The organism is Nocardioides massiliensis (genome assembly GCF_030811215.1).
Classification (GTDB): Bacteria; Actinomycetota; Actinomycetes; order Propionibacteriales; family Nocardioidaceae; genus Nocardioides_A; species Nocardioides_A massiliensis.
This window is the reverse complement of the sequence record NZ_JAUSQM010000001.1, coordinates 1055624-1072003: the sequence shown is the minus strand read 5'-3', so window position 1 is coordinate 1072003 and position 16380 is coordinate 1055624. Positions and strand designations below refer to the sequence as shown.

At 71.6% G+C, this 16380-nt stretch carries 17 protein-coding genes; 6 read left to right on the top strand and 11 right to left on the bottom strand.

What is annotated here, in order from left to right; all coding sequences use genetic code 11:
• Positions 1-74: 74 nt before the first annotated feature.
• Positions 75-1322 (bottom strand): HNH endonuclease signature motif containing protein, encoded by a 1248-nt coding sequence (locus tag J2S59_RS05455; RefSeq protein ID WP_306824896.1) that lies wholly within the window; start codon positions 1320-1322, stop codon positions 75-77.
• Between the two features lie 319 nt (positions 1323-1641).
• Between J2S59_RS05455 and J2S59_RS05450 the strand changes: the two genes are divergently transcribed.
• Entirely contained in the window at positions 1642-2022 is a 381-nt protein-coding gene (locus J2S59_RS05450) for an Hpt domain-containing protein (protein WP_068116552.1), read from the top strand.
• Positions 2023-2040: 18 nt separating this feature from the next.
• On the opposite strand, the gene J2S59_RS05445 is transcribed toward J2S59_RS05450, so the two are convergent.
• Entirely contained in the window at positions 2041-2748 is a 708-nt protein-coding gene (locus tag J2S59_RS05445; protein ID WP_181641433.1) for a response regulator, read from the bottom strand.
• Positions 2749-2778: 30 nt separating this feature from the next.
• On the bottom strand, positions 2779-3609 hold the full coding sequence (locus J2S59_RS05440; protein WP_068116550.1) for an MBL fold metallo-hydrolase: 831 nt from the start codon (positions 3607-3609) through the stop codon (positions 2779-2781).
• A 92-nt stretch (positions 3610-3701) separates the two neighbouring features.
• Here J2S59_RS05440 and J2S59_RS05435 point away from each other — a divergent pair, with 92 nt between their 5' ends.
• Together J2S59_RS05435 and J2S59_RS05430 are read left to right on the top strand one after the other, a co-directional pair.
• Positions 3702-4604, top strand: a complete 903-nt coding sequence (locus tag J2S59_RS05435) for an SURF1 family protein (RefSeq protein WP_068116548.1) — start codon at positions 3702-3704, stop codon at positions 4602-4604.
• Entirely contained in the window at positions 4601-4963 is a 363-nt protein-coding gene (locus J2S59_RS05430; protein ID WP_181641432.1) for a DUF3817 domain-containing protein, read from the top strand. Before J2S59_RS05435 ends, J2S59_RS05430 begins: the two co-directional genes overlap by 4 nt.
• A gap of 42 nt (positions 4964-5005) precedes the next feature.
• Here J2S59_RS05430 and J2S59_RS05425 read toward each other — a convergent pair whose 3' ends face one another.
• Positions 5006-5680 (bottom strand): hypothetical protein, encoded by a 675-nt coding sequence (locus tag J2S59_RS05425; protein ID WP_068116544.1) that lies wholly within the window; start codon positions 5678-5680, stop codon positions 5006-5008.
• A gap of 160 nt (positions 5681-5840) precedes the next feature.
• Between J2S59_RS05425 and J2S59_RS05420 the strand changes: the two genes are divergently transcribed.
• Complete coding sequence (locus tag J2S59_RS05420; RefSeq protein ID WP_068116542.1) at positions 5841-6362, top strand: peptidylprolyl isomerase; 522 nt, start codon at positions 5841-5843, stop codon at positions 6360-6362.
• Positions 6363-6498: 136 nt separating this feature from the next.
• Positions 6499-7323 (top strand): rhomboid family intramembrane serine protease, encoded by an 825-nt coding sequence (locus tag J2S59_RS05415; RefSeq protein ID WP_068116541.1) that lies wholly within the window; start codon positions 6499-6501, stop codon positions 7321-7323.
• Positions 7324-7492: 169 nt separating this feature from the next.
• Here the strand turns inward: J2S59_RS05415 and J2S59_RS05410 are convergent, their stop codons facing one another.
• Positions 7493-7921 (bottom strand): cell division protein CrgA, encoded by a 429-nt coding sequence (locus J2S59_RS05410; protein ID WP_068116539.1) that lies wholly within the window; start codon positions 7919-7921, stop codon positions 7493-7495.
• 131 nt (positions 7922-8052) lie between these two features.
• Between J2S59_RS05410 and J2S59_RS05405 the strand changes: the two genes are divergently transcribed.
• On the top strand, positions 8053-8892 hold the full coding sequence (locus J2S59_RS05405) for a DUF881 domain-containing protein (RefSeq protein ID WP_068116537.1): 840 nt from the start codon (positions 8053-8055) through the stop codon (positions 8890-8892).
• A 2-nt stretch (positions 8893-8894) separates the two neighbouring features.
• Here J2S59_RS05405 and pknB read toward each other — a convergent pair whose 3' ends face one another.
• Genes pknB through J2S59_RS05375 form a run of 6 tightly spaced genes read right to left on the bottom strand, consistent with a single transcriptional unit; the run spans position 8895 to position 16359 of the window.
• The gene (pknB, locus tag J2S59_RS05400; RefSeq protein WP_306824895.1) at positions 8895-10727 is read right to left on the bottom strand and encodes a Stk1 family PASTA domain-containing Ser/Thr kinase; all 1833 of its coding nucleotides are present in this window, start codon (positions 10725-10727) and stop codon (positions 8895-8897) included.
• A 46-nt stretch (positions 10728-10773) separates the two neighbouring features.
• Positions 10774-12243 (bottom strand): peptidoglycan D,D-transpeptidase FtsI family protein, encoded by a 1470-nt coding sequence (locus J2S59_RS05395; RefSeq protein WP_068125057.1) that lies wholly within the window; start codon positions 12241-12243, stop codon positions 10774-10776.
• The gene (locus J2S59_RS05390; protein WP_068125070.1) at positions 12240-13619 is read right to left on the bottom strand and encodes an FtsW/RodA/SpoVE family cell cycle protein; all 1380 of its coding nucleotides are present in this window, start codon (positions 13617-13619) and stop codon (positions 12240-12242) included. The genes J2S59_RS05395 and J2S59_RS05390 overlap by 4 nt, the downstream gene beginning before the upstream one ends.
• 11 nt (positions 13620-13630) lie before the next feature.
• Entirely contained in the window at positions 13631-15133 is a 1503-nt protein-coding gene (locus J2S59_RS05385; RefSeq protein ID WP_181642665.1) for a protein phosphatase 2C domain-containing protein, read from the bottom strand.
• Positions 15134-15137: 4 nt separating this feature from the next.
• The gene (locus J2S59_RS05380) at positions 15138-15617 is read right to left on the bottom strand and encodes an FHA domain-containing protein FhaB/FipA (protein WP_068125059.1); all 480 of its coding nucleotides are present in this window, start codon (positions 15615-15617) and stop codon (positions 15138-15140) included.
• Complete coding sequence (locus J2S59_RS05375; RefSeq protein WP_068125063.1) at positions 15610-16359, bottom strand: FHA domain-containing protein; 750 nt, start codon at positions 16357-16359, stop codon at positions 15610-15612. Before J2S59_RS05375 ends, J2S59_RS05380 begins: the two co-directional genes overlap by 8 nt.
• Positions 16360-16380: the final 21 nt, after the last annotated feature.

The window sequence follows — 16380 nt, the reverse complement described above, 5'->3', positions numbered from 1 at the left end:
CGCAATATCGGAGCTGCGCCCGGACTCGCTCCTGGTTGCCTGGGGTCCGTCCGTCCCGTGCGGCACGTCGGCGCTTATCTGCGTCGGTAGAACCTGAAGCTGCCGTCGGGATGTCGCTCGTGGTCGAACGCGGGGTCGTGAACGATGTGGTGGTGGTGGCTGCAGAGCGCGACGCCGTCCTTGACCGACGTCTTGCCGCCCTCGCTCCACGGGACCAGGTGGTGGATCTCGCACCAGGTGGCGGGGATGTCGCAGCCGTCGGCGCGACACGTCTTGTCGCGGAGGCGGATGGCTTTGCGCATCGCGGGGGTGTGCAGGCGGCTGGCGCGCCCGAGGTCGAGGATCTCGCCGGCTTGGCCGAGGACTGCGGGGATGATCTGTGCTTGGCAGGCCAGGCGGCGGGCGTGCTCGGGGGTGATATGGGTGTCGTCGCCGTCGGGGTCGAACCCGAGCCCGGCTTTGCCGAGCCCCTCACGCAGCTCGTGGAGGGTGATGGTGACGACGACGGTGGTGGCGTCTCCGCCGTGATCGGGGATGCGGGTGGGGTCGAGGCGTTCGAGGAGGTCGCGGAAAGCGAGTGCCATGAGGCGGGGGCGGGGGATGAGTTTGCCGTCGGCGGCGGCTGCTTGTTTGCGGGGTTGGGCGAAGGCGTTGAGGATGGTCTCGAGGCGGTGGGCGACGTCGTCACCGATCACCCCGGTGAGGCGGGTGGTGCCGTCGCCGAGGGATCGCCAGGACAGGCGTTGGGTTTTGTTGGCGTGGGCTTCGGCGTCGCGTAGGCGGCGTTCGTCGCGGGCTTGGGTGCCTTCGGGGTCGAGGTGTTCGAGGATGCGGCGCCCGAGGATGCGCAGCTCGCGGGGTCCGAACTTGGTGGCGTGGTCGATCAGGGTGTGTTCGGCGCGCTGCACCAGTTCGGGGTCGAGGTCGTCGTTGCCCTCGACGAGCTCGTCGAGGGCGCGGGCGATGACGCGGACCTGGTCGAGGTTCACTGCGCCGGCGGTGAAGGCGTCGGTGAGGTGGTGCCAGCGGGTGTCGAGGGCGCTGGCGAGTTTGTCGTCGAGGCGGGCGTTGCGGCGTTCGAGGCGTTGGTCGCGGGCCAGCCAGGATCCGGCGTCCTTGTCGCCGGATTCCTCGGCCAGGTCGGCGGAGAGGGCGAGGACCTGCAGCTTCATCGCGGTCACGCGGGCTTCGGCGCGGGCCAGGTCGCGCAGGACCTGCTTCTTGGCCTCGGGCGGTAGTGCCCAGGCTTGGGCGACCCCGACCTGGTCGAGTGCGGCGTGCAGCACGGCGAGGCTGTCGGTGATGGGGTGTTGACTGTTCATCACGGGGGCCTCCCTTCGCGCAGCGTGATGATCGATGAACTGATCTACGCGGCGACGCCGGGGGCCCATCCACGCTCTCGGGTGGGGCAATTACTAACCGTGGTGCGTCTGTCCGTCCGGTTTCGACCAGCGCTGGATGCGAGGCCTCGTCGCCGGTACGGCGTACCACTAACCGTATACCAGTTCGAACACGCTGACAACCCCTGACGGTGAGGTTCTTGCGGCGTTCTTGCGCAAATCCGGACCTTCGGAGACTCCCCACCTTGAGCGCCATCGGCGAGGCTGTACTGATCTTCCCCAGATCCCGGAGGCACCAGTGATGGCAGCCGTGTTGCGCGACGAGAGCACGCTCCCTGCGTTCGATCCCGCGGTGCTTGCCGCGCTCGTCGACGCGCTGCAGGACCCGAGCGCGACCGAGCGCTTCGCCCGGGCGTACCTCTTCATGCTGCCGCGGCGGGTCGAGCGCATCCAGGCCGCGGTGAGCGGGGACGACGCCGTCGCGGCGATGGACGCGGTCCTCAGCCTGAAGGTGTCCTCCGCGACCGTGGGTGCCCGTCAGCTCCAGGCGCTGGCCGCTGACCTCGAGGACCACTTGCGCGAGCACGTCGCCGTCGCGGCCTGCGAGCTCGCGTCCCGTCTGACGGCAGCGGCCGAGCGCGTTCGAACCGACCTCGAGCGCCACCTCGGACAGGTCGCCTGACCCGCGGCGCGCCGGCGCTCACTCCATCCGGTAGCCCACACCGCGCACGGTGTGGATCAACCGCTGACCGTCGCTGGCCGCGGCGAGCTTGCGACGCAGGTTGCCGATGTGGACCTCGACGAGGTGGGTGTCGCTGGTCCACTCGTCGCCCCAGACCGAGCGCAGCAGCGCCTCGCGGCTCCAGACCCGAGCCGGCGTCCGCATCAGCTCGGCGAGCAGGTCGAACTCCGTGCGGGTCAGCTCGAGCTCCTGACCGTCGACCTGGACCCGACGGCCGTCGACGTCGACCCGCAGGATGCCGTGCTCGAGGACGTCCTGCTCCGGCTCGCTGGCCACGACGGCTCGCCGGGGGCGGCGGAACATCGCGTTGACGCGCGCCTTGAGCTCGCGCGGGGAGAACGGCTTGGACAGGAAGTCGTCGGCCCCGGTTTCGAGGCCGATCAGCTTGTCGACCTCCTCGTCGCGCGCGGTCACCATCATCAGATAGGCGTCGCTGAACTCGCGGATTCGCCGGCACACCTCGATGCCGTCGAGCCCGGGCAGGCCGAGGTCGAGCGTGATCAGGTCGGGATCGAGGTCGCGCGCCGCGGTCACGGCCTCCCGGCCGTCACCGACCTGACTGACCGTGAAGCCCTGGGCCTCGAGCGAGAAGACGATGAGCTCCCGGATGTCGGCATCGTCCTCCACGACCAGCGCACGGCGGTCATGGTCAGGGCTGAGGCTCATGTCCGTCATCTTGCCAGAGCACTGGTGCCATCACGGTTTCACGCGCGCGAGCGCAGCGAACTCCTTGGCATCGTGCGCGCAGAACATCGTCACCGCGGGGCTCGCACCCGTCCCGTGGGTCGCGTGCAGCGCGCGCAGGCACTCCTGGTTCTCGTGGCGCAGCTTCCCCGACACCTGCATCGCCGTCTGCAGCACGCGGATGCCCCGCGGGGCTCGGCGCGGGTCGGTCTTCTCCTCGGTGGCGAAGTAGGCATCGCCGGCGTGCAACAGCCACCCACCCCCGGGGCGACGTACGCCGATCCCGGCGTGGCCACGGGTGTGGCCGGCGAGCGGGACCATCACGATGTCATCGGTGTCTGGCAGCACGGGCACGGCGGTCAGGCCGTACCAGTCGATGCCGGTGTCGGCACGGTGCTCGACCCAGTGCGGACCGTGGGCCCACTGTGCGCGGCGGTAGCGGTTCTTCTCGGCTGGCGTCCGGCGGGCGCGCGCCGCGGCGAGCTCGTCGTCGCGCACGTGGATCCGCGCGGTCGGGAAGTCGGAGATGCCGCCGGCGTGGTCGAGGTCGAGGTGGGTCACGACGACGTCGGTCACGTCGCGCGGGTCGTGACCGAGCGCGCGCACCTGCGCCGCTGCGGTCTGTCGCTCGTCCAGACGCGCGCCGGCCACGCGAACGAACGCAGGCCCGAGCCGGCCCCGGGGGTCGGCGACGTCGGCGCTCCCGAATCCGGTGTCGACCAGCACCAGCCCGTCGCTGCGCTCGAGGAGCAGGCAGTGCGCCACCAGCCGCTCCGGCAGCACCCGTCCGGCCAGCAGCGGGACCATGGTGCCGCAGTCGAGATGGTGGACGCGCGCGATCATCGCGCCAGACTAGGGTGCGGGCCGCCCATCGTGCGTTCGCTCGAACCGGGGCTCGACCGCGTGTCGCGCAGGTCACGCCGTACCGTGGAGAGGTGGCCCCCGACCCGTTCGCCGAGGACGTCTCCCCGCTTCGCGCGCTGGTGACGCCACGGATGTTGGGGGTCCATGTGATCGGCGTCCTGGCGGTCTCGATCGCGCTGATCGCCGGCGTCTGGCAGTACGACGCCTGGGCCCAGCGCCGCGAGGCCGAGGCCCGCGACCTGTCCCAGTCCGAGCCGGTAGCCCTGCTGGCGGTGATGGACGGCGACGACCCGTTCCCGGGCCAGGACCTCGGACGACCGGTCGAGCTCACCGGTCAGTGGCGTACCGGTGAGACGTTCTTCGTCGCCGACCGCGACGATCCGCGCCAGGACCCGTCCGCCGAGGCTGTCACCGCACCCGACGTCGGCTGGTGGGTGGTGACCCCGGTCTCGGTCGACGGCACCGACTCCGCCATCCCGGTGGTGCGCGGCTGGGTCGACGCGCCGACCGACCCCGCTCCCCCCGCGGACGGCACGCGAGTCGACGTCGTCGGTTGGCTGCAGCCGTCGGAGGGCAGCGGGATCGTCGACGAGGACCCGCACGACGACGTCCTGCCCGAGCTGCGGATCGCCTCGCTGACGCAGCGGGTGGGCATCGACCTGTTCAGCGGGTACGTCGTGGCGCGCGAGGTCGACGGCGCCGAGCTGACTGACACCGACAGCCCCGTCGCGGTCGGCCCCAGCGACCTGCCGGAGGTCGGTGTCTTCACCGCCCTGCGCAACCTGCTCTACGCGATCGAGTGGTGGGTGTTCGCCGCGTTCGCCGCGTTCATCTGGTGGCGCTTCGGGCGCGACGAGGTGGTCGCTGCCCGCGAACTGGCCGAGCAGGGCAGTGCAGACGGTGACGACCCGGGTGACGAGGAGAGCGACGCCACACGGCGTTCACCGAACCGGCCGGTAGGTTCGACGTCGTGAGAGGTGCGTTGCTGCGGTACCAGGTCATGTCCGCGATCGTCGGAGTCCTGCTGATCATCCTGTGCCTGATCGGGCTCCCCCTGCACTACGGACACCTGCTGCACCCGGACCTCTTCCCCGAGGGCGGCCAGGCCAACGAGCTCGGCGACTGGATCAGCGCGACCCTCGGCGTGGCCCACGGCTGGCTCTACATGGTCTTCCTCTTCACCGCCTTCGACCTCGCCCGCCGGGCGCGGTTCGAGATGGGCTTCACGGTGGTGACGCTGATCTGCGGGACCGTGCCGATCCTGTCGTTCTGGTCGGAGCGGCGTGCCACGAGGCGCGTGCGTGAGGAGTACGCCGCCGAGCTCGTCGGCTGACCGGCCGCTGTCGCGCGGCCGGTCGCCGGCGAGCGTCCGGCCTCAGCCCTTCGACCCGCTGGGGCCGGAGTCCTCGATCTCCACCGAGGCGGCGGGGTTGTCGGGGTCCGTCGCCGGGTGCGGTGCCTCGACGGCGTCGGCGAGGGCCTCGTCCGGCGTGGCGGCGGCCGTGTCGTTGCCGGAGTCGGTCGGCGGCGCGGGGGCTGCGGGCGACGTGGTCACCGGAGCCGCCGGCGTGGGCTGGTAGGAGCTCTCCCAGGCCTGCGAGCCCTGGCCGGTCAGCTTGCGGACGGCGGCGAACGCGATCCCGCCGAGACCGAGCAGGAGCAGGATCTTGCGCTTGCGGCCCTTCTTCTTGGGCGCGGGAGCCTCGACCTCGCCCTTCAGCGCGGCAGCCGTGGCCGCACCACGACGCATGGCCTCTTCGCGGTAGTCCGCGGTGGCCTCGTCGGCCGCAGCCGCGGCGGCGGTCAGCACCGGCAACACCTCGGCGTGCCACTTGCCCTTGGCCTCGGCGACGTACGGCGCTGCCTTGTCGCGCGCGCCGGCGACGAAGGGGGCCGTCTTCTCGCGCGCGTCGGCGAGGGCGGGGGCCGCCTTCTCCCGGGCCTCAGCCAGCGCCGGCCCGGCCTTGGCGACGGCCGTCTCGACGTGCGGAGCCAGCTGGTCCTTCAGGTCGGCGGCGCGGTCACGGAGGTCCTTGGACCAGTGCTTCATGGGGAGTCCTCTCTGGGGCGTCGGGTCGTGCGCTCGGACGAGCGGCGCACCGTGGTGCGCCTAGCGACGATGATGCCCGTCCGCCGCGCTCGAGCAAACCCCTGCGTGGCAGGATCGACACGACCAGATTCCCATGCCAGACCCGACGCGAGAGGCGGCCATGTCCGACCTGAAGGCGACCCTCAAGACCAACCGCGGCGACATCGTGCTCAACCTGCTGCCCCACCACGCTCCGGCGACCGTGAAGAACTTCGTCGGGCTGGCGCAGGGGACCCAGGAGTACGCCGACCCGGAGACGGGCCAGAAGACCACCGGCAAGTTCTACGACGGTCTCGGCTTCCACCGCGTGATCGACGGCTTCATGATCCAGGGCGGGTGCCCGCTCGGCACCGGCACCGGTGGCCCGGGCTACCAGTTCAAGGACGAGTTCCACCCCGAGCTGCAGTTCGACCGTCCCTACCTGCTGGCCATGGCCAACGCCGGCCCGGGCACCAACGGCTCCCAGTTCTTCATCACCGTCGGCGCCACCCCGTGGCTCAACAACAAGCACACGATCTTCGGCGAGGTGGCCGACCAGGCCAGCCGTGACGTCGTCGACGCGATCGCCACCACCCCGGTCGGTGCGATGGACCGTCCGAAGGACGCCGTCGTCATCGAGTCCGTCGAGGTGGAGGGCAGCTGAGCTGAGCACGCCCCCACCGGCGGGCCCCCCCGCCGGCTCGCAGCCCGGACCCGCGCAGTCCACCTGCGCGTTCCACCCCGACCGACCGGCGGGCATCCGCTGTCAGCGGTGTGAGCGGACGATCTGTCCGGACTGCATGAACCCTGCCTCCGTGGGGTTCCAGTGCCCGTCGTGCGTCCGGGAGGGCGCGCGCAGCGTGCGCGCCCCCCGTACGCCGTACGGAGGCGCGATCTCGGCTCGCCCCGGCCTGACCTCGCAGGTGCTGATCGCCCTCAACGTCGGGGTGTGGCTGCTCATCACCGCCACCGGCGCGTCCGCGAGCGCCTGGGTCGACCGGCTCGGCCTCATCCCGGCCGGGCGGTGCGAGCCCGTCGGCGGCGGTGGCTACTACCCCGGCATCGGCGAGGTCGTCTGTGGCCGCGGCGGAGGGGTGTGGATCGACGGGGTGGGCAGCGGTGCCGTCTGGCAGCTGCTCACCAGCGCGTTCAGCCACGTCGATGTCTGGCACGTCGGGTTCAACATGCTCGCGCTGTGGTTCCTCGGCCCCCAGCTGGAGTCGGTGCTCGGCCGAGCCCGGTTCCTCGCGCTCTACGTCCTCTCCGCGCTCGCGGGCAGCGCCGCCGTGCTGTGGCTCTCGGACCCGGCGAGCGTGACGATCGGCGCCTCGGGAGCGGTCTTCGGCCTCATCGGCGCGCTGCTCGTCGTCGGCTGGAAGGTCGGCGGAGACCTGCGCCCCCTGCTGGTGTGGCTGGCGATCAACGTCGTCATCACCGTCGGCGGGCGCGACTTCATCTCCTGGCAGGGCCACCTCGGCGGCTTCGTCGGCGGCGTCCTGGTCGCGGCCGTGCTGGTGCTGGCGCCGCGCGAGCAGCGGGCGCGCTGGCAGGCGCTGGGCCTCGGCGTCCTCACCCTCCTGGTGATCGCCGCCCTCACCGCCGGCACGCTCCTGGTCACTCCCTGACCAAGCGGACGGGTAGTTGTCCACAGGGGTTATCCCCAGTGTGGAGAACTTACATCGATGTCATTCCCGGCGCGCAGGCCTCACGGGCGGCGTCGCAGGAGCCGTACGCACGGGGTCCTACCCCGGTGCGACGGGTGGCATTCCCGCGTCACTCCCACTTCGTGGCGCGTCACTCCCACTTCGTGGCGAAGACGAACCCGACCGCCATGAAGGCGATGCCGGCGAGCAGGTTGTACTGCTCGAGGTTGCGCAGCACCGGGATGGTGTTGTCCGGACCGGCGATGTAGTAGACGCAGATCCAGACCAGCCCGATGAGGAAGCACCCGAGCATGCCGACGATGACGCCGCGACCGCGGCCCAGCGGGGTGGTGGGGTGCGCCGCCACGATGAGCCCGAGGAAGATCACGCCCAGCCCGATCATGAAGTTCCAGCGACCCAGGTCGCCCATCCACGTCAGCTGCTGTCCGTCCTGGGCGACGTTGATGTAGACGGCCATCCACGCGATGCCGGCCGCCACGAGCGCGAACGCAAGGACGGTCCGGACGATCGACGTCGAGGTGCCGGGGGGCGCCGGCTTGGTACGGGGAGCGTCGGCCACGGAAAGGTCTCCTAGCGAAGGATGCGGGTGGGCGTGCGGGTCGCGTGCGGGCGCACGTGGCCTACGGGGCCGTCGGATAGCGTAGTCGTGGTCCACGCGTGCCTCTCACGTCCCTACCGGAAGGTCCAGCTGTGTCGGGTCCCGCCTCGGTGCGCCGCGAACGCTGGCGGCGGCGCCTCGCCGACGCCTGGGCGCGCCGCCGGACCACCCGCGGTGAGCGCTCGCTGACCTGGCGGCTGGCGACGCCGGCGGTCTTCGCGGGGGCCGGCGTGCTCGCCGTCACCAGTGCGATCAGTGCCGACGGCATCGACCTGCGCGCGGAGCGGTACGGCGACCTCGAGTCGCTGGCACGCCAGCAGACCCGTCAGGTGCAGTCGCTGCAGCAGCGGGCGAGTGAGCTGCGCACCGAGGTCGAGGAGCTCACCGCCGGCGTCGAGGACAGTCGCCTCGACGAGCTCGAGGAGCAGATCGACCTGCTGCGCGGGCCCGCGGGGCTGGAGGCCGTGACCGGGTCGGGGGTCACCGTGACCCTCGACGACGCTCCGTCCTCGGCGCGCGACCTGATCGACGGCACCACGGTGACCCTCGACGACCTCGTCATCCACCAGCAGGACATCCAGGCGGTCGTCAACGCCCTGTGGGAGGGCGGCGCCGAGGCCATGACCATCCAGGGCCAGCGCATCGTGTCCACCACCGGGATCAAGTGCGTCGGCAACGTCGTGATCCTGCACGGCATCCAGTACGCCCCGCCGTACGAGATCTCCGCGATCGGCGACACCGAGACCCTGCTGGGCAGCCTCAGCACCAACCCCTACATCACGACCTTCCGCGAGTACGTCGACCGCTACCAGCTCGGCTACAGCGTGGCCGTCGAGGGATCGCTGGACATGGCGGCCTACGACGGGAGCACGGAGATGAGCTACGCCCGGCCGGTGGGGTCGCGGCCGGTCGTCCTCGACGAGGACCTGTAGCTCTAGCCCTCGTCCTCCTGACCCGGCGGGGTCGTGGGTGGGCCGCCTGTGGGCAGGTCCGTCGGATCGTCCGTCGGCTCCGGCTCCGGGTCCGGTTCCGGCTCGGGCTCGGGCTCGGGTGGCACGTAGCGGGAGACGGTCAGCACGATCTGCTGGTCGGAGCGGACGGGCTGACCACCGGACGGCGTCTGCCGCAGCACGGTGCCGATCTGGTCCTCGGACACCTCGCTGGTGTCCTCGACGATCTCGATTCTCTCGAAACCGGCCTCGTTGAGGATCCGTCGGGCGTTCTCCTCGCTCTCACCGGTCACGTCGGGCAGCTCGTTGGGGCCCTCGGAGATGAGGACGACCACCTCCGACTCGTAGGGGACCTGCTGACCGGCTGCCGGATCCGTCTCGAAGACCCGGCCTCTCTCGGCATCGTTGGGCCGGTACTGGACGTCGGCCTGGAGCCCTTCCCTCTCGAGCTCGGCGCGGGCCTCGTCCTCGGTGAGCCCGAACAGGTTGGGGACGGACACATCGGCGGCGCCCAGGGAGATCACCAGGTCGACCTCGGTCTCGAGCGGCACGGTCTCGCCGCCCTCGGGGTCTTGGCTGATCACCTGGCCGCGGGGCACCTCCGTGGAGTTCTGCCGTTCGACCTCTCCGAGCACGAGCCCCTCGGTCTGGCGGATCTCGCGCAATGCCTGCGAGCGTTCGAGTCCCGTGACGTCGGGGACGCTCACGGTGTCGGGCTCGTTGTCCATGAGCCGCGGGATGAAGACGGCGGCCAGGATCGCCAGGATCAACAGCACGACACCGAGCACGACCCACGGCCACTTCTTGCGCTCGTCCTCGGCGGCAGGGAGAGCGGTCATGGTGCCCGTGCCGGCGGCCGTCATCGCGGCCGCGGCACCGGCCGGCAGCACGCTGGTCGCGTCGTCGGCCGGGGGCGGGGGTGCGGTGGCCTGCACCGGGAGCCCGGCGAGGTAGCGGTCGATGTCGGCCTTCATGGCCGCGGCGCTCTGGTAGCGGTCCTCGACCCGCTTCGCGAGCGCCTTCATGGTGATCGCGTCGAGCTCGGGGGGCAGGTCCTCGTCGTGGGTCGACGGCGGCGCGGCCTGCTCGCGTACGTGCTGGTAGGCCACGGCCACCGGGCTCTCGCCGACGAACGGCGGGCGTCCGGTGAGCAGCTCGTAGAGCAGGCAGCCGGTGGAGTAGACGTCGGAGCGGGAGTCGACGGTCTCGCCGCGCGCCTGCTCGGGCGAGAGGTACTGCGCCGTCCCCACGACCGCGGCGGTCTGGGTCATCGTCGAGGAGGCGTCGGAGATCGCCCGGGCGATGCCGAAGTCCATCACCTTGACGTCGCCGGCCGGGGTCAGCATGACGTTGCCGGGCTTGATGTCGCGGTGGATGATCCCCGCGCGGTGGCTGTAGTCGAGCGCCGACAGGACGCCGGAGGTGATCTCCAGGGCCCGCTCGGGCAGGATCTTGCGTCCCTCGCGCAGGATGTCGCGCAGGGTGCGGCCCGCGACGTACTCCATGACGATGTAGGGCTGGGCGACGTCGGTGCCGTCGGTCGACAGCTCCTCGCCGGTGTCGTAGACCGCGACGATTGCGGGGTGGTTGAGCGACGCGGCCGACTGGGCTTCGCGACGGAACCGCGCCTGGAAGGTCTGGTCGCTGGCGAGATCGGTGCGCAGCCGCTTGATGGCGACGACCCGGCCCAACCGGGTGTCGTTGCCCTTGCGGACCTCCGCCATCCCACCGCGGCCCAGGAGCTCGCCGAGCTCGTAGCGCCCGCCGACGCGGTGGCCCCCGCCGTTACCGGTGCCGTTGCCTGCGTCCTGGCTCATCCGCCGTGCCTGCCTTCTGCTTGGGGAGTCTCGGAAACGTACGTCGTCACTGGAGCACCGCCTCCATGACCGCCTTGGCGATCGGGGCGGCGAGCCGGCCGCCGGCGATGTCGGTGCGCGCCACCCCGGCGTCCTCGATCATCACCGCGACCGCGACCTGGGGGTCGTCGGCGGGTGCGAAGGAGACGAACCACGCGAGCGGGTTCTGGTCGGTGCCGCGCTGCGCGGTGCCGGTCTTGCCGGCGACCTCCACGCCCGGGATCTGCGCCGGCGTACCCGTGCCGGAGTCGACGGTCGCGACCATCATCTGGGTCAGTGCCCGGGCGTTGGCCGGCGTCATCGCATCCGTGCGCAGCGCGGTGGGCTCGGTCTTGTCGAGCACCTCGAGGTCGGGCGAGGTCACCTCGTCGACGAGGTACGGCGTCATCACGGTGCCGCCGTTGGCGATGCCGGCCGCGACCATCGCGATCTGCAGCGGGCTGGCCTGCACGCTCTGCTGACCGATGGCGGCGTACGCGACCAGGGGGCCGTCGGTGTTGCCCTCGCCGACCGGGAACCGGCTGGCCGCAACGGACGGCAGGTCGCTGAAGGGCCGCTCGCCGAACCCGAACGCCTCGGCCTGCTCGGCGATCGCCTCGGGGCCCAGCTCCAGACCGAGTGCGCCGAAGGACACGTTGCACGAGACCTTGAGGGCCTGGGTGAGGCTGATGGAGTTGCCGCCGCAGTTCCCCCCGCCGTCGTTGGGGAGATCGCGGTCGGTCTCCGGGAGGTCGAGAGTGAAGCCGCCGCGCACCGTCGAGTCCGGGTCGTAGCCGTTCGCCAGCGCCGCGGCGGCCGTGACGAGCTTGAAGGTCGAGCCCGGGGAGAACGTCTCCTGCGCGGCGCGGTTGGACATCGGCCGGGTCGGGTTGTCGCTGAGGCGCTCCCACGCTTCCTGCACGGAGCGGAAGTCGTGGGCGGCGAGCCGGTTCGGGTCGTACGACGGCGAGGTGGCCATCGCCAGGATCTTCCCGGTCGCCGGCTCGAGCGCCACGACGGCACCCTTCGCGTCGCCACCCAGGGCGGCGAGGCCGTCCCAGGCGGCGTTCTGCGCGGCCGGACGCAGCGTCAGGGACACGCTGCCGCCCGCCGGCTGCTGGTTGCCCAGCAGGTCGATCACCCGGTTGACGAAGAGCCGCGCGTCGGAGCCGGAGAGGATCTCGTTCTGCGTCTGCTCGATCCCGGAGCGGCCGTAGATGTAGGAGTAGTAGCCGGTGATGGGGGCGTACTTCTGCGGCTGCGGGTAGGTGCGCTGGAACTCGTACTCGTTGTCGCTCGGCTCGCTCTCCGCGATGGCCCGGCCGTTGACCAGGATCGCGCCGCGCTCCCGGGAGAACTCCGCGTCGCGCACGCGCTTGTTGTCCGCGCGGGTGTTGAGCTCGTCGGCCTGCCAGTACTGCAGGTACGTCGCGTTGAGCAGCAGCGCGAGGAACAGCACGCCACACGCCACCGCCATCCGCCGGATCGGCTGGTTCATCGCATCCTCACCACCTGGGTGGCGTCGTCGCCGCTGTCGTCCCCCGGACCGTGCGTGCCGAAGTCCGGCAGCGGGCGACGGGCCTGGTCGGAGATCCGCAGCAAGAGCGCGATGATCACCCAGTTGGCGACCAGGGACGAACCGCCGTACGAGAGGAAGGGCGTGGTGAGGCCGGTCAGCGGGATGAGCTTGGTGACCCCGCCGATGATGACGAACACCTGCAGGGCGAGCACGAGCGCCAGGCCGCTGGCGACCAGCTTGCCGAAGGCGTCGCGGCAGACGAGTGCCGTGCGCAGGCCGCGCTCGACGACGAGCGCGTAGAGCAGGATGATCGCGATCACCCCGGTCAGCCCGAGCTCCTCGCCCAGCGCGGCGACGATGAAGTCGGACTCCCGCACCGGTGTCTGCATCGGGTCGCCCAGGCCCCAGCCGCGGCCGACGAGACCACCCCAGGCCATGCCGTACATCGCCTGGATGACCTGGTAGCCGGAGTCGTAGCCGAACGGGTCCAGCCAGACCAGCACCCGGGTGCGGACGTGGCCGAAGAGCTGATAGGCGAGCGCGGCGCCGCCGAGGAACATCAGCGCGCCGACGACGATCCACCCGGGTCGCTCGGTGGCGATGTAGAGCATCACGAGGAAGAGGCCGAAGAACAGCAGGCTCGAGCCGAGGTCGCGCTGGAAGACCAGGATGCCGAGGCTGATCAGCCACATGCCGAGGATCGGCCCGAGGTCACGCCCACGTGGCAGGTCGATGAACAGCAACCGCCTCCCGGCGAGCGCCAGGGCGTCGCGGTGGAGCACGAGGTATCCGGCGAACGCGATGACCAGGAGGACCTTGGCGACCTCGCCGGGCTGGAAGCTGAAGCCCGCGACGCTGATCCAGATGCGCGCGCCGCGGATCTCGGTGCCGATGCCGGGCATCAGCGGAAGGAGCAGCAGCACGATCGCCGCGAGCCCGCTGGTGTAGGTGAAGGCCTGCAGTCGCCGGTGGTCCTGGAGGGTGAGCAGCACGACGATGAACAGCACGACGCCGACCGTCATCCAGGTCAGCTGCTGCGCGGCCAGCGAGCCGCCGTTGGCCTGGTCGATGCGGTAGATCATCGCCAGGCCGAGGCCGTTGAGCGCGCTCACGATCGGCAGCAGGACCGGATCGGCGTACGGCGCGGTCCATCGGATCACGAGGTGGCAGGCCAGGACCAGCGCGGCCAGCCAGCCGCCGTACCCGATGATGTCGGCCGGGACCTCCCCGTCGACGCCGAGCCCGACGGCGGCGTACCCCCCGACACCCACGGCCAGGCTCATGAGCAGCAGTACGAGCTCGGCGCCGCGGCGGCGGCGGTGGATGAAGCCGGAGCGGGCGGCCGCGCGGGACATCGGCGGGGCGCTCACGGGGCCTCCTCGCCGCAGGGGTCGTCGAGGGCGTCGGCGGTCGGGCTGGGCGAGCTGGTCGTCGTCGGCGCTGAGGGGCTGGTGGTGCCGGGCGTGCGGCGACCGGGGCGCGCGGTCGGTCCGGTGGTGGGACCTTCACCCGGGCGGGCGGTCGGGTCCGGGCTGGGTCCGTCGGTGGGCGCGTCCGTCGGCTCGGGCTCGCACTCGATGACAAGCTGCTCGAGCCGCGTGACGATCGCGCGGGCGTCGTCGAGGTCGCTCGCATCGATGCCGGCGCGAACCTGGCGGGCGCGGTACTCCGGGAGCCGGTCCACGCGCACGTCGGTGGCCTCGTGGACCGAGGCGAGCTCGACACCGGGGACGTCTGCCGAGACGCCGCGGAAGATCGCGACGTCGTCACCGTCGGCGGCGACGAAGTACTGCCGCTGCGTCCAGTCGTAGCCGATCTTCAGACCACCGGCGACCAGCGCCACGAGCAGAGCGAGGAGGGCCAGCCGGCCGAGCCAGGCCCAGCGCCGCGGCGGCCGCGGGGCGTAGCGCAGCTCCTCGGGGTCGAGGTCCTCGGCGGGCTCGGCGCGGCGACCGAGGAACGGCAGGCCCCGCCCGGTGGCGGCCTCCGAGCCCGGCACCGGCTCGAGCTCGCCCGTGTCGCCGGCGCGGTGGCCGCGGAACAGCCCGCGGGGCGCCTTGGTGCGGGGCAGGTCGGCAGCAGCGCCCACCAGCATGGCGCCGGTGCTGGCCGCGGCGCTCGTGTCCGGGGCGGGCCCCGCGTCATGAGGGGCGTCGGTCTCGACCACGTCGGCGACGACCGCGGTGACGTTGTCGGAGCTGCCGGCCTCCAGCGAGGCGCGCACCAGCTCCACGGCGGCGAAGTCGGGAGTGCCGGTGCCGAGGATGTCGGCGAGCCGGGCCCGGTCGAGCACCCCGGAGCAGCCGTCGGAGCAGAGCATGAGCCGGTCGCCCGCGGTGACCTCGACATAGAACAGGTCCGGGTCGGTCTCGTGCACGGCGTCGACGGCGCGCAGGATGAGGTTGCGGTGCGGGTGGGTGCGCGCCTCGTCCTCGGTGATGCGGCCCTCGTCGATCAGGCTCTGGACGAACGTGTGGTCGGTGGTGAGCTGGCTGACCTCACCGTCGCGGAAGAGGTAGGCCCGGCTGTCGCCGAGGTGTCCGATGACGACGCGCTCGCCGTCGAAGAGCGCCGCCGTGATCGTGGTGCTGGTGCCCTCGAGCTCGGGGTCGCCCTCGACCAGCTCGGCGATCTTGTCGTGGGCGCGGTGGAAGCCGCCGGCCATCGCCTCGAGCAGGTCCTCCCCGGCCGGGCGGGCGATGCGGCGCAGCGCCTGGACCGCGGTCGAGCTCGCCAGGTCGCCGCGCACGGCGCCGCCGACCCCGTCGGCGACGACGAGGAGGTAGTCGCTGGCCAGGCCGGAGTCCTGGTTGTCCTTGCGGACGCGTCCGACGTCGGAGAGGGCGGCGTACCGCAGGGTCAGCACCACGCGGTCACTTCCTCAGCTCGAGGATCGTCTTCCCGATCCGCACCTGGCTGCCGAGGTTGAGGGTGGCGGGCTGGGTCAGACGCTGGGTGCCGAGGTAGGTGCCGTTGGTGGAGCCGAGGTCCTCGACGAACCACGCGTCGCCCGAGGCGGCGATGCGGGCGTGGCGGGTCGAGACGTAGTCGTCGTCGAGCCGGATCGCCGCGTCGCTCCCCCGGCCGATCAGCAGCGGTGCGTCGTCGAGGGAGATCGACTCCCCCGCGTTGGCGCCCTCGACGATGTGGACGTGGGTGGGCGCGCCCCGGCGGCGTACGGGCTTGGTGCGCGTCTTGGCCGCCGCCTTGGCGGCCCGGCGCTCGGCGCGGGTGCTGTGCTCGACGCGGGCGCCGAACATGTCGGAGCGGATGACCGACAGCGCGGAGAGCACGAAGATCCACAGGATCGCCAGGTAGGCGAAGCGGATCAGCATCAAGGTGAGCTCAGACATGGGACCGCCCCCCGGAGGTGCGGCCGGGACTGCGGACGGCGCGCACGGTCATGGTGGTGTTGCCGACCTTGACGTGGGAGCCGTCGCTGAGGCGCGCGTGCTGTGTGCGCTCCCCGTCGACGACCATGCCGTTGGTCGACCCGAGGTCGATCGCCGACAGGTGCGGCATCCCCCCGGCCTGGTCGTGCTCGACGCGGATCTCCACGTGCCGGCGCGACACCCCGGGGTCGGCGACGCGCAGGTCCGCCTCGGTGCCGCGGCCGATGACGAGTCCCGGCGGCTGGAGCGGGTGGCGTACGCCGTTGACCTCGAGGAAGGCGACGGCACTCTGCACCGAGGTCTCGCTCGCCGCGCCGGCGGTCGGCGTCACCGACGCCAGCGCCTGGCTGCGCACCCGGAACCGGCCGGTCGTGAGGTCCTCGGAGGACTCGAAGGTGATGTGCACCGGTCCGGTGAAGACATAGGAGTGCTCCTCGGCGTGGTCGTGGAGCATGTCGGTGAGCTCGCGAGCCAACGTCGAGCCGTAGGGCTGCAGCCGCTCCGAGTCGGCCGGCGACAGCTCCACGTGGAACTGGTTGGGCGCCAGCCGCCGGTCGCGCGACAGGATCTGCGCGGAGTTGTCGACCTCGCGCTGCAACGACGCCGCGATCTCGACCGGCTCGACGGCCGATCGGAAGGTGCGGGCGAAGGCACCCGAGATCATCTGCTCGAGGCGGTTCTCGAAGCGCTGCAGCCGGCCCATCGTCCTCCTCCCGGTCGATCG